At 37.2% G+C, this 13,836-nt stretch carries 8 protein-coding genes; 2 read left to right on the forward strand and 6 right to left on the reverse strand.

The features are described 5' to 3' along the window. Positions 1 to 162 precede the first annotated feature (162 nt). From PVV64_RS01535 to PVV64_RS01560, 6 genes are all read right to left on the reverse strand, one after another. Positions 163 to 1,014, reverse strand: a complete 852-nt coding sequence (locus PVV64_RS01535; RefSeq protein ID WP_273759327.1) for a DUF1460 domain-containing protein — start codon at positions 1,012 to 1,014, stop codon at positions 163 to 165. A gap of 289 nt (positions 1,015 to 1,303) precedes the next feature. Beyond that, on the reverse strand, positions 1,304 to 2,500 hold the full coding sequence (gene carA / locus PVV64_RS01540; RefSeq protein WP_273759328.1) for a glutamine-hydrolyzing carbamoyl-phosphate synthase small subunit: 1,197 nt from the start codon (positions 2,498 to 2,500) through the stop codon (positions 1,304 to 1,306). 1,289 nt (positions 2,501 to 3,789) lie between these two features. Continuing rightward, on the reverse strand, positions 3,790 to 4,305 hold the full coding sequence (gene ubiC / locus PVV64_RS01545) for a chorismate lyase (RefSeq protein WP_273759329.1): 516 nt from the start codon (positions 4,303 to 4,305) through the stop codon (positions 3,790 to 3,792). Between the two features lie 817 nt (positions 4,306 to 5,122). Next, the gene (locus tag PVV64_RS01550; protein ID WP_273759331.1) at positions 5,123 to 5,374 is read right to left on the reverse strand and encodes a GlsB/YeaQ/YmgE family stress response membrane protein; all 252 of its coding nucleotides are present in this window, start codon (positions 5,372 to 5,374) and stop codon (positions 5,123 to 5,125) included. Positions 5,375 to 6,014: 640 nt separating this feature from the next. Then, on the reverse strand, positions 6,015 to 7,712 hold the full coding sequence (locus PVV64_RS01555) for a Na/Pi cotransporter family protein (protein WP_273759332.1): 1,698 nt from the start codon (positions 7,710 to 7,712) through the stop codon (positions 6,015 to 6,017). Positions 7,713 to 7,781: 69 nt separating this feature from the next. Further along, positions 7,782 to 8,999, reverse strand: a complete 1,218-nt coding sequence (locus PVV64_RS01560) for a mechanosensitive ion channel family protein (protein ID WP_273759333.1) — start codon at positions 8,997 to 8,999, stop codon at positions 7,782 to 7,784. A 131-nt stretch (positions 9,000 to 9,130) separates the two neighbouring features. On the opposite strand from PVV64_RS01560, the gene dnaG reads away from it, so the two are divergent. Further along, positions 9,131 to 11,068 carry a DNA primase gene (dnaG, locus tag PVV64_RS01565; RefSeq protein ID WP_273759334.1) on the forward strand — a complete coding sequence of 646 codons (1,938 nt, stop codon included), beginning with the start codon at positions 9,131 to 9,133 and terminating at the stop codon, positions 11,066 to 11,068. Positions 11,069 to 11,417: 349 nt separating this feature from the next. Beyond that, positions 11,418 to 13,427, forward strand: a complete 2,010-nt coding sequence (rpoD, locus tag PVV64_RS01570) for an RNA polymerase sigma factor RpoD (RefSeq protein ID WP_273759441.1) — start codon at positions 11,418 to 11,420, stop codon at positions 13,425 to 13,427. Positions 13,428 to 13,836: the final 409 nt, after the last annotated feature.

Consider the following 13,836-nt stretch of genomic DNA (forward strand, 5'->3'; position numbering starts at 1 on the left):
TAAATTTTTTATAAAGTATAACTCTTTTATTAATGTAAAAATAACTTTAAAATAATTTGTTCTGTTATTAAAAAGATGTTGTTTCTGTATAAATTACATGTATTTGATAATACTTCTTAATAATTTCCGACAGTTCTTGACAATATGGGGGCTTTTTACGGATTATTGGAGAGCTCTTAAAACAATAATTCCTGGTGTTTTTGTGACGTAATCCATAAAAGGAGAGTCGACGACCTTTTTATTCTCTTTTCGTGAGGAAGCATTCCGGAACACAGGTCCATGTTTTGTCATGATAAAGAAGCCCACATGGGTTACATCTAATCCAGCAAGTTTGGTATAAATACCAATGAAATCACCAGTTTGTAAACGGCTTATCATCTCTTCATCAATAAAGTTACTTGGGATATAGGTTATATTACGTTTAACAACGGGTAGTCCGAGAAGGTAGTTTCCACCATCAGCTTTTTTATTGAGATATTTTTCAGTGTTTACTGCATGAGGGCTTATTTGGGTGGTGATGTCAGTGGCAAGTTTGTATTCTCTATAAGCCCAGTCAGTAAAAAAATGTTTCCGATTTAAAAAACTAACATTACCATTAACATAACGTGTTCGTATGACATTCTTAATGAATTCTGTTTGTGATGTTGATTTCTGTAACGCTTCAACATAGTCTAAATAAGTGAAGCAATCTAAACCTCTAAAGTCAATAATCAGTTTTTCCTGTGTATTTTTTGAACCATGTAACATGTTTGCTTGGTATGGTGTACCTAAAAAAGCTTCAGAAAGTAAGCCAATCATTTCACCTGTTTTATGGTGGTTTGCTTGTGAGCGTTTTTTGAGAAGATCATTTAGTTTCTTTAAAGTATACGAGTCTAGCTTTACTCTGGTTGTTTGTTGTGTCTCCATATTATTTTTTGCAATATTTTTCTTCGTATGAGAAGCACAAACACCATATCCTGTAGCAAAAACTAAGATTAAAACTAATGGGAATATTTTTCGTATTCTATACATCATTTTTATATGTTTCTTTTTTGAGGAATTTTGTGCGCTTGTTTTTACAACGATAATTTTTTGCTTTGTGGATACACTCATTTGTTAGAATTCTCGTTGGTAAAAACATTTTCTAAGGTAATGTAAAAGATAGATCATACTGTCTTCAATGGATTTTACACTTTTTTGCTTTTTATCAAAGTGATTTGAGGCAGCTTAAATTGGCTATTTATTGCACTAAAAAGAGGCCTGTTTGTGGCTAGAGAGAGGATTTTATTTAAAGAAGAGAGTCTCAACGGATTAAGCATTTTCATTAAGCTATTTTTTTATAGTCCATAATAAGATCACAGAAGTGTTGAAAGAGATAGTGACTGTCTTGAGGACCAGGAGAAGCTTCAGGATGGTATTGAACAGAAAAAACTGGCTTTCCAATGATCCGTATACCACAGTTTGAACCATCAAAAAGGGAAATATGTGTTTCTTGAACATGTTGTGGTAAAGATGTCGCGTCTACAGCAAAACCATGGTTCATTGAGACAATTTCGACTTTTCCAGTGTTAAGATCTTTAACAGGGTGATTAGCACCATGGTGTCCTTGGTGCATTTTTACAGTTTTTGCGCCAACTGTGAGAGCAAGAAGCTGATGTCCAAGACATATACCGAAAAGCGGTAGATTGTGATCAATCAATGTTTTAATTGTTGGAATGGCGTATTGCGCTGTAGCAGCTGGGTCACCTGGTCCATTGGAAAGAAAGATACCATCAGGTTTCATTGCTAGAATTTCTTCTGCACTTGTGTGGGCGGGTACAACGGTAACGCGTGCATTTTGTGTCGCCATAAGGCGAAGAATATTACGCTTAATGCCATAATCAATGGCAATAATGTGAAGATTGTGCTCAGTATTTGTACTATATCCTTTATTCCATTCCCATGGCTTTTCATCCCATTGTCTTGATGATAGAGATGTCACTCCTTTTGTAAGATCGAGATTGACAAGACCGGACCATTTCTGCGCCCGCTTGTGTAAAGAAGGAATATCGAAACTCCCTTCAGGATTATGTGCTATGACAGCATTCTGCGCACCTCTTTCACGGATAAGAATGGTTAGTGCGCGTGTATCAATACCACAAAGTGCAATAATTTTACGTGCTTTGAGCCATTGATTAAAGTTTTCATTGGCACGGTAGTTAGAGGGATGGGTAATATCTGCCTTAAAAATAGCGCCAATTGCACCATGACAGTTGGGAGGAGTGAGATCTTCAATATCTTCACTATTTGTCCCTACATTTCCTATATGAGGGAAGGTGAAATTAATGATTTGTTGCGTATAGGATGGATCTGTAAGGATTTCCTCATAGCCTGTTATGGCAGTGTTAAAACACACTTCACCCTCAGCAATACCCGTAGCACCTGCTCCTTTCCCTTCAATAACTGTTCCATCGGCTAAGATTAAGAGGGCTGTAGGTTTGTTTATACTCCAAGGATCAAGAGATGTGATGGTTTGTGTCATAGTATGCGTCCACAATTTATTCTTTGAAAGGTATAATGATCAACGTTACATAAAAGGCACAACCATAACAACTGTTGTGTATATTGTCTTTATAAGGGTTCATCTAAGAACAACAAGTATAAGTGTCTTCTATGAAGAGGTAAAGTCCTGTTTTGGATTTTCCAAGGTTTGGATGTTCATTATTTTTTGTGCATTGTTAAGACATATAAAATTGGCGAAGGGATGCTGTTTAGTATGAACCACACTGGATGATAAATTTCTGTTGGGTAACAAGATTGTATAACCTCAAAATATTTTGGAGCTCTTTGATGATGTGTATTTTACGACCCTTGTTTCATGTCTGCTGTGGTGAAAAATTATGATGTTCGTTATCGTGATAAAGAAATCTTATGCTTCAAATTGGAAGAGGAAAATACGTGCAAATGGAAGTTGTATGCACGTTCTTTCTTATGAGTTTGAAGAAAGGAAATTCCATAAGTGAGGTATAGAGCTTTGTTATAAGTAATGGCCGAAAGACTCTGAGTTATCAGTAGAATTATGGCATGATTCTAAAAATGTTATGAGGGGCAAATGATTTTTTTTAAATTTTATATAAAGTGTTGTAAAAAATGAAGATAAATCTTATCAATTTATAAAGGATATTGGTGAGAGTTGTTTATTACGAGCAATCTTTTCAGTAAAGAAAAAGCGTAAAGAATGTTTTGATACGCAATACTTGTGTCATAAAAGTTATCACGAAAAACTATTTTAAAATAAGTAAGTTTGTGTTTTTTCTACTGATAGCAAAAGTGCCTTTTTCTATGTAGATTCTGCTTTTCTTCATAGTGTTTATATTTTCACAAGGCTGTATTTTCATTTTTCTACAAAAGTTTTTAGAGCAAATAAAGCTTTTAGACCAAATCTTCCGTATATGTATTTAGTTTTTGGGAGGAGATGTGTTGTTGCCTTTTTGAATGCTTTGAAACGTTTTTCGTTAAGAGCTAGGGCATTTGCAAAGGAAAAGATTCTTTCACCTGTTATTGAAATGCAAAGGCTCTATTCATAGCTGATTAAGGGTAAATTTGTTGATGTTTTGGTGAGTATGCTGAGGTAGGAAATTTTTGAAAACATTTATTTTTTAACGAGCACTATTTGGGTGTGGAGCTGGTTCAAAAAGCATGGCAAAAGTGAAGACATTATTGGTAGTATAGTGTTCAAAAAAGTTAAACAACGCACTTCCTTTTTTCAACAAGGCTTATAAAATCAATAAGTTGAGTATGGTAAAGGAGGGGAATATTCTTCATTTATATTTAGGCGGGATTTGTTGTGTACAATGGCGAAGCCGTTAAAAACAGTTCGGTGAGTAATAATGGTTTGCTTGTTAATCGCAAACGGGAGCGGCGTGCCCAGAGTGTTCCTTGTTGGCCGATGTGAATGTAGTCGCGGCTCAATTTGCCACTGTTAAATAAATAATGCCCTAATGGCGTTGTGCCCAAATGCATCAGTTCTTGATTTTGTTCGAGGAGGGTTTCTTGGGGGATGACCGTGCGTCCAAGAAGCCAAGGTTGATTATCTCCCATCAGTATGATTTCACGTAGCCAGTAACGTGCACTCTGAGGTAAATGCTCTGCTTCGTCTTGCAATTGATCCCGCGTGATAAAACATTCACGCTGTGGTTCAATACGTATGTTGGCACAGTGTTTTTTTAATCGAAGCGTCATGGAGCCCGATTCCATGAGCCAATCACGGATGTTTTCTGGCACAAAAGAGACTTGATCAGAAAGCCATTCTAGAGGCGGTATGATGGAATCTCTAAGATCAGACATTACTTCACTCCACATCTAAAATTGTATTTCGTATGTTATTATGCTAGGGTGATATAAATAGATATTTCTCATTCTAGTGCGGAAATGTTGAGGCAGCAAGATTTTAAACAAGAAGAGAGAAGAAAAATTTCAGCAAGGGATAAAGGTAATTTATGGAAGGATGTTGGAGATGGAAGTTTAATATCTTTTATGAGTAGAACGTAAAACACAATGAAAGAAAAAGGAGAAAGATATCATCTTTTACTCTCTTTTCTTTTCATTGAGAGGGGGAAAATTCTCTTTATTATTTATAATAATTCAAAAGGGTTATTTCAGTCTTTTGGTAAGGTAATTGCGTTAGTAGAATGTAGAGAAGTTAAATGTTATGTGATAGAATTTTAAAGCATCATAATATTATTTTATAATAATATGGAGTATTTGTTTCGCCTTACAGTAAGATAAGAAAGCTTTAATGGTGGGGGGTCTATTGACTGAGAAAAATTTAAAGCGTTCGTAAGGTGTTGAAGCAATCAGATATTAAAACAAGAAATATTAACAACAATGATGTGTGCATTGTAAATGCAATTATGCCAGCATTATAGTAAAATCCAGCATTGTATAAATGTCATTGTGGCTCATGCTATAAATGGGTTGTCGTATATTGGTTAGAGATGGTGTGTTGTAAAACTGTGTTGTCCTTTAATAATATCATGATGGTGATGCAAAAGGATTGCGGCTTAAGCATCTCACCATCATTTCTTTTCGGGGCAACTTTTTAAATTATTGCGGAAACATTTTAACTGTTTTCCTCAGCACAAAAAGGTGCTAAACAAACGCTCTATGATCGGATTTTACGTCCTATCCATATCAAAATACAGGCTCCTATAAAACCTGAAATAAGATAGCCAAACCAACCAGCAAAGCTTACTCCTAAAAGACCAAAAAGAAAACTCGCTAATGCGGCTCCAATAACTCCTAAAATAATATTTAGCAACACTCCTGTTTGGCTTTTCATAAGATACTGTGCAGCTAATCCTGCAAGTCCCCCGATGATAATAGCTGCAATCCAGCCGATATTTGCGTCTTCCATTATACCCTCCTTTGTCTAAGTCTAGACTGTTAGTTTTAGCTAGAGTAAGCTTTGCAAAGGTCAAGGCTCCCTTTTTGCTCGATGAAAGGATATTTTGCGGGAAATTTTGTTACACTTTTCCTTTGCTCTCTTTCAATTTACCTGAATATCTTATGCATACAAAGATTATAGCTATAATATAATAAATAGAGACCATCTCTCTTATAATACTAAAAAGTGCTAATATGAGCAATTATTTTACGTACAATAATATCTACGAAAGTATTGTTATCATAATAAATTGTATATTTATGAGGATATTTATTACAAATTTTGTTACAAGTTTTGAAAAAATAAGAATAACCTAACTTAAGGGACAAATAAAATAGATATTCAGAAAACTTACTTTTATAATAGCAGTAACATTTGAATAATTAAAGATATTTTTATTTTATTCTTACAAAATCTTGTATAGGTTGAAATTCTTAGAATATTGATATTACCATTGCAATTTTAGAGATATTTGCATTTCTGATGGTAGGCTTTTTTTGATGATCATACAATGAAGGGCCGTACTTTTTACAAAAGCCTTTGATTTGGTTTCAGACATTTGAATGTTCACAATTCATGATGCTGTGGTCCATGTATCGTTCAAAGATTTTTAAAATGAAGGTTTTCTTGTTTGTTGGTCAGTAGGATTACGCAGGCGAGAACTTTGAAGAAGCCCTTTTGCTTCTAAAATTGGGTAGATCATTGAGGTCAAAAGGGAGTTGATTTGTTTGAGATCACGTACCGTGTCAAGATGAAGACTGGATGATTCTACATTTTTAAGATCCCCTTCACGAAGGCGTTTAAAATGCTTTAAACTCATCTCTTTTTCTAAATCTCGCAGTTGGTCTTTTTTCTGTACCAGCAAATGTGCGGTGTGGGTGTCACGCGAGACAAGAACATTAAATGCAATATGCGCATTGGCGAGAACAATGGCATGGAAACGAAGAAGGTCATTCCATCCTTCGCTACTGAATTGGAGACCTTTTTGTTGTTTCTTTTTAACGAGCATAAGCATATTATGAATAATAATATCTCCAGCTTGATCCAATTTTATACAAGCACCTAGAAGTTCTTGTGTTTGAAGGGCTTCTTCATCAGACAATTTTTGTCCAGCTAATCGTGCAAGATAAAGTTTGATTGCAATATGTTTTTTGTCCAATATGATGTTCAATTGGTTGAGTTCACGGATGATGTCGGGATCAGGTTTTTCATAAAGTCCCATGATTTTTTCTAACATAATATCCACGAGATCACAAATATGGATGACTTCACGCATGACATTTGAAAGTGCTAAAGTTGGACGTTCAAGAACGCTCTCATCAAGAGCTGTTTGATGAGAGAGATCAAATGTTTTATCCGTTTGCGTTTTTTGCGTACTTAAATGGACAATTTTTGTGGTTAGTTTTAAAACCCATTTCGAGAGGGGTATTCCAGCAAAGAGAATGAAAATATTGAAGATGATATGGGCATTGATCACTTGAGAAGCTGCATCGTGACCAAGCCATGTGATGGGTGGTTGAAAAGAGAGAAATAAGATGAGAACAAGGATTGAACCCGCTCCACGCATGAGTAAATTTCCCAAGGGAACGAGACGGGTGTTAGGAGAGGCGCTACGTGTTAAAAGTGGTGCTATAAGAGAAGAACCAAAGTTAACACCAAGGACCATGATCACACAGAGTTGAGCGTGAATAAGATCATAGTTAGCAAAATTGATGAGCAAAATAATTCCTGCAATGGATGAATGCAAAAGATAAGTCAATATGGCTGCTAGTAAGAAAGAAGAAAGGGGATCGGTTGAGAGATAACGAATGATGCTAGGTAAAATTTCGCTCTCACGTAAGGGCTCTGTGGCTGTGCTTATCATTTGTAAAGATAAAATTAAAAGACCAATACCGATAACAATACGTCCTATTTGACGCCAATGACGTTTTTCAGTAGTCATGAAGATACAAGTACCAATTAAAAGACATAAGGGGACAACGATTGTGAGATCATAGGAGAGAATTTTGACAACGAATGCTGAGCCTAATTCTCCTCCACGTACTGCCATAAGCCCTGCTAATCCAGAGACAAAACCAGATTCAACAAAAGAACCAACAAGCAGCGTTATTGCTGTAGAACTTTGTAAAAGCATTGCAGAAAAAAGTCCAAAACTTATAGCAAAGAATGGTTTGGAAATGACATGGCGCATTTTATATTTGAGCTTGTCTCCATAGGCTCGTTCAATACCTGTGCGGACCATGCGTGTAGCCCAAAGAAGTAAAGAAACAGAACCTGCAAGATGAAGGAGTACCAAGGAGCTATTCATGATACTTTTTCTTTCTCTGTTGTTATAAATACGGTTGATCTAAAAAATTAATGAATGATGTTTATCGGTTTAGGTGTTTTTTGTTTCTAATACATGACGAAAATCATAGCCACTTGGATTTTGAAAAATCTTTAGACCAAAACTGGGAAGAATGGAGTAAAGGTGATCAAAAATATCAGCTTGAATTTGTTCGTATTTGAGCCAAATCGTTGTGTTGGTAAAGCAATAGATTTCTAAGGGTAAACCATTTGGTGTAGGGGGTAATTGCCGTGCCATTAGTGTCATGTTCTGTTCAATATGAGGATGTTTTTTAAGATAAGCAACAACGTAAGCACGGAAAGTTCCAATATTGGTTAAACGGCGGGTATTGGCTAAAACATCATGATTTTTATCTAATTGCGTGTTCCATTCAGTGATTTCCGGTATTTTTTGTGTGAAATAATTTTCTAACAAATTAAATCGAGCAAGATATTCTTGTTCTTCTTCTGTATGAAAACGAATACTTGACTGATCAATGAAGAGGGATCGTTTAATGCGCCGTCCACCGGCTTCTTCCATGCCACGCCAATTCTTAAAAGGATCCGTTACCAGTTTACGAATAGGCACGGTGGTGATCGTTTTATCAAAATTTTGCACTTTAACAGTGTGAAGTGCGATTTCCATGACATCTCCATCGACATCAAGGCTGGGGATTTCAATCCAATCACCCACGCGGACCATATCGGTGGAGGAAATTTGGATACCTGCAATGAGAGAAAGCAAAGTATCTTGGAAAATCAACATGAGGACAGCGGCCATTGCGCCAAGACCGGATAAAAGAATAAGAGGGGAGCGGTCAATTAATGTGGCTACCATCAAAATTGCAGCTACAGTAAAAAGCGCAATTTTAGCGATTTGAATATAACCTTTTATTGGTTTTAGCCGCGCTGTTGGTTGTTGTTCATAAAGAATGTTAATAACGTTCAGAAAAGAAGAAATAGCCAAGACAACAACAAAAATAATGAAGGCGTTCGCAACATTGCCTATAATAGTGCTGAGTGTTGGGGGAAGGGTTGGAATGAAGTTAATACCGATGGAGAGAGTAAAAGCTGCAACAATATTTGCTATGTAATGAATGGTGTTTTCAATATCAACGGTTGTCTTTTTGGGAAGAAAAGAAGAAAGCCGCTTTGCTCCGTGAAAAAGGAGGTTTCGTGCTAAAAAATTGACTAAAAGCGCAATGATGATAAGAATAATAAGCCAAGCAGTAGATTCTAGCAGTGGATATTGAACAAGAAATTTGATCACTTTTTCATTCTCCATTTCTGAAAAATAGGTGGTTGGAGCTTAATCTTTTAACCGCTTAAGAGGAAGTCTTGGAATTATGCTCTAAAGTCGTTAAATATGCAAAAAAGAAATTTCAAACTCTGTGAGAGATAATGCGCTTTTCGCCCGATTTCCTTGATGAGCTCCGAGCAAGATTACCAATTTCAACAGTTATTGGACAAAGGGTGGTGTTTGATCCCCAAAAAAGCAAGCCTTCGCGAGGAGATTTTTGGTGTTGTTGCCCATTTCATGGTGAAAAGACTCCCAGTTTTCATTGTGATGATCGTAAAGGCCGCTATTATTGCTTTGGCTGTGGTGTCAGTGGTGATATTTTTACTTTTCTTTGTGAACTTGATGGATTGCACTTTTCAGAAAGTGTAGAGCGTTTGGCTGATTTTGCAGGAATAAAACTCCCTGTGTTTGATCAAAAAAGTCACAAAAATCATAGGGAAAAAGCTGATCTTTATGATGTTATGAGAATAGCTACGGATTTTTTTCAACAGAGCTTACATGATAAAGAAGGTGTACAGGCGCGTCGTTATCTTGATGCGCGTGGTGTCACGCCAAAGCTTGTAGAGCGTTTTCGAATTGGTTTTGCTCCAATAAAGCGTACAGCTTTAAAAGAAGCTTTAAGCGCGCGTGGTATTTCTATTAAACAAATGGAAGAGTGTGGGCTTCTCAAATTGGCTGAGGATAATACGGCTTCTTATGATCGATTTAGAAATCGTATTATGTTTCCTATTGAAGATTTACGCGGACGTGTGGTGGCCTTTGGAGGGCGTGCATTAGAAAAAGATACGCCGGCGAAATATCTCAATAGTCCTGAAACAGTGCTGTTTCATAAGGGAAATATGCTTTACAATGCAGCCTCTGCTCGTAAAAATAGCCGTTTTGTTGGTGATGAAAAAGTCCGTTCCATTCTTGTGGTTGAAGGTTATATGGATGTTATTGCACTGACTAAAGCTGGTTTTGAAGGAGTCGTAGCACCTTTGGGGACAGCATTAACAGAAGCGCAAATTGGACTTTTATGGCAAATGGATTCTGATCCCATTTTGTGTTTTGATGGCGATGATGCTGGTTTAAAAGCGGCTTTTCGTGTTGCTGATCGCGTGTTGCCTCTTTTAAAGGCGGGGGTGTCGGTACGCTTTGTTTTATTGCCACAAGGTAAAGATCCTGATGAAATTATTTCTGCTGGTGCAGCACAACTTTTTTCTTCTTTTCTACAAAAAGCAATTCCATTGATTGAGCTGTTGTGGTGGCGTTCTACTTACGGAAAAAACTTTGAAACTCCAGAAGCACGAGCAGCGCTAGAAAAACAACTGAAACAGCAAGTTTTTACCATTAAGGATGAAGATATACGTCGCTATTATTTACAGGATATCAAAAAACGGCTTTTTGATTTCTTTCGTCCCTTTTTTTCGAAAAAAAAATCCACAGGACGGTATCATCAGTCTGCCCAAAATAGAGTATTGAAAGATCAATCTTTTTCTTTTTTAGCAAATTCGGGCATCGTGCGTCACTCTTCGCAATCTATTCCTCTGCGTGAGGCTGTTATTTTATTGCTGTTAGCTTACTATCCTGAGTTGTGGTATGAAAATTTTGAAGTTTTGGCTGAGTTAGAATTACAAAATACGCAATTGGTATGTTTTCATCAGTCTATGTTAGAAATTCTCGGCAATCAACAGCTTCATGATAAGGAGACAATGGTTGCACTTTTAGAAGGAAGAGGACACAAAGCACTCTTGGAACGTATGAAACATCTTGTGCAAAATATTGGTATGCGTACGGTCTTTATGGGGGCGCCCATTGAAGACGCTCGTGCTATATTAAAACAGGCTGTCTACTTGCATCTTCAAGAATACCACCTACATAAGAGACTACAAGATATTGAAGAGCAACTGGTAGAAAGTCCTAACAGTGAGGTTTTTGATTTGCTTCGTGAAATAAAAAGTGAGTTAGAGCAAATGCAGGCGACAGAAGCGTTAATTGAAGGATTTGGAAGTTGGTTGGATGAAAAAATAGACGGGAATAAGCAAGATACAATAAAATGATTCGCTTTTTTAATGCGAATCAGTCACCTAAGGCTTAGTATGAAGAAGTTATATAAAGCGGCATTTTTATATTTTTATAAAGAATGACGACTGAATTTTAGGAAAAGCGGGAAATTGGTTCTTACTATAGGGTACAGAGATTATCTCAGAAAGGCTGAGAGGTGTCGGGGAAACTTCTAGAGTTTTCCCGCGTTTTTGTGTGAATGACAAGGTGTATACGATATGTAGTCTTTCAAATGGTAATCTTTTTTAAGAGGGGGTATATTATAGGAAACTGTTCGTACGCTTAAATGAGAACGCAAAAAGTTGGTCACATGGAAGCTGTGGAGTGATCAAGTGGAGTTATGGTATGGCAACAAAGGTTAAACAGAAAGATAATGTAGAAGTAACAAGCCAAGCAAGTTTGGATAGTCCTCTTCTTGATTTTTCTGATGATGCCATCAAGAAAATGGTTAAACTTGCCAAAAAAAATGGTTATGTGACGATGGATGAACTCAATGCAGTTCTTCCTTCTGATGAGGTTACATCTGAACAAATTGAAGATATCTTGGCGATGTTCTCCGAGATGGGGATTAATGTTGTAGACGATGAAGATGAAGTCGATTCTGAACATTATGATGAAGTAACGGTGGAGGGAGGCGATTTAGTAGAAGCCTCTAGTCACGCAATTGCAACGACAACGAATAAGCGTGAGGTCACAGATCGTACTGATGATCCGGTACGTATGTATCTGCGGGAAATGGGAGCTGTTGAGCTGCTTTCGCGGGAAGGCGAAATTGCCATTGCTAAGCGTATTGAAGCAGGACGTGAGACAATGATTGCAGGACTTTGTGAGAGTCCTTTGACTTTTCAGGCCCTCATTATCTGGCGTGAAGAATTGAAAGAGCAGCGTATTCTTCTTCGTGAAATTATTGATCTTGAAACAACTTATGCGGGACCAGAAGCTAAGCAAGCCCCATTCGTTGAACGAAGTGAAGTTGATAAGATAAAAGAGGAGAAGACATCTGTTGGTACGCGTAATATGGAGGGAATCGTTGGAGATAGAGGCATTGAGGATGATGAGGAAGACGAGGACGATGTTAACTTGTCGCTTGCTGCAATGGAGAATGAACTTTGTCCTCAAGTCATGGAAACATTGGATTTTATCGCTCAGACCTATGTTAAATTGCGAAAATTACAAGATCAGCATGTTGAGAGCAGTTTAGCAGAGCGTAAAGAAGGTGCACTTTCACCTTCTCAGAAGAAAAAATACATTCAATTAAAGAATGAGTTGATCCAAGCAGTGAAATCTCTCTCTTTGAATCAAAATCGTATCGAATCTTTGGTTGAGCAGCTTTATGATATCAATAAAAGATTGATTCATAATGAAGGGAAGTTGAAACGAATTGCTAACAGTTATGGCATTGGTCATGAGGACTTTTTAAAAGAATACCAAGGCCGTGAATTGGATGCAGATTGGACCAATTATATTGCAACTTTGCCAGGAATAGGATGGCAGGAGTTTTCTATGCGTGAAGCAAAAGAAATTCAAAGGTTGCGTAGCGAAATACAGAATCTTGCCCAAGAGACGGCCATTTCTATCAGCGAATTTCGTCGGATTGTTACACAGGTACAAAAAGGTGAACGCGAGTCAACCATTGCTAAAAAAGAAATGGTGGAAGCTAATTTGCGCCTCGTGATTTCGATTGCAAAAAAATACACTAATCGTGGTTTACAGTTTCTTGATCTTATCCAAGAAGGCAATATCGGTTTGATGAAAGCCGTAGATAAATTTGAATATCGGCGGGGCTATAAGTTTTCAACCTATGCAACATGGTGGATTCGTCAAGCAATTACCCGCTCAATTGCTGATCAGGCACGCACTATCCGTATTCCTGTTCATATGATTGAAACCATTAACAAAATTGTACGTACATCGCGCCAGATTTTGCATGAAATTGGTCGTGAACCTACACCAGAAGAATTGTCTAGCAAACTTTCTATGCCATTAGAAAAGGTGCGAAAAGTTCTTAAAATTGCAAAAGAGCCTATTTCCCTTGAAACCCCTGTTGGTGATGAAGATGATTCTCATTTGGGTGATTTTATTGAGGATAGGAATGCATTATTGCCTATAGATGCGGCTATTCAGGCGAATTTGCGAGATACGACAACGCGCGTCCTTGCTTCTCTCACACCTCGTGAAGAACGTGTGTTGCGGATGCGTTTTGGTATCGGGATGAATACCGATCATACGTTGGAAGAAGTTGGTCAACAATTTTCGGTGACAAGAGAGCGTATTCGTCAAATTGAGGCAAAGGCGCTTCGTAAATTGAAACATCCTAGCCGTTCACGCAAATTGCGGAGTTTCCTCGATTCTTGAACAAAGGAACTTGTGTATTTTCAAAAATCTCTCCTTAGGCATATCATACTGTTGAAATGCCTTTTTGAGAAGCGAAGAGGTCTTTTGTTATGCAGAATTTGCGGTATCTAACGTTTTGTGTGGTTGTAGTCTTTGTATGACTGTTTACAAAATCAACGGAAGCTGCGTATAAATTGTAGGGTGATTTCTTAAAAGAATGAATGATATCTAAGTATTTTTCTCCATGTAGAGGTAAATTGATTGAGAGATATGGTATTGTAAAATGACTGATGTTGGAAGGCATTAACTTTTGATGCTTACGGTCCTTTATACTGCAAAAGCATTCATAAACGCGATTTATGTGAATAAGTGAGAGTTTAGAAATTCCATTCAGACCCTCTAACTTTTGATTGTGTGTTGTGTTTTATAA

The organism is Bartonella sp. ML70XJBT.G, assembly GCF_028618575.1.
GTDB lineage: Bacteria > Pseudomonadota > Alphaproteobacteria > Rhizobiales > Rhizobiaceae > Bartonella.

Bases quoted from the DNA above. Each gene is read 5' to 3' on its own strand.
- PVV64_RS01555 (WP_273759332.1), bottom strand. From the start codon at position 7,712: ATGAATAGCTCCTTGGTACTCCTTCATCTTGCAGGTTCTGTTTCTTTA.
- carA (WP_273759328.1), bottom strand. From the start codon at position 2,500: ATGACACAAACCATCACATCTCTTGATCCTTGGAGTATAAACAAACCT.
- dnaG (WP_273759334.1), top strand. From the start codon at position 9,131: ATGCGCTTTTCGCCCGATTTCCTTGATGAGCTCCGAGCAAGATTACCA.
- rpoD (WP_273759441.1), top strand. From the start codon at position 11,418: ATGGCAACAAAGGTTAAACAGAAAGATAATGTAGAAGTAACAAGCCAA.
- ubiC (WP_273759329.1), bottom strand. From the start codon at position 4,305: ATGTCTGATCTTAGAGATTCCATCATACCGCCTCTAGAATGGCTTTCT.
- PVV64_RS01535 (WP_273759327.1), bottom strand. From the start codon at position 1,014: ATGATGTATAGAATACGAAAAATATTCCCATTAGTTTTAATCTTAGTT.
- PVV64_RS01550 (WP_273759331.1), bottom strand. From the start codon at position 5,374: ATGGAAGACGCAAATATCGGCTGGATTGCAGCTATTATCATCGGGGGA.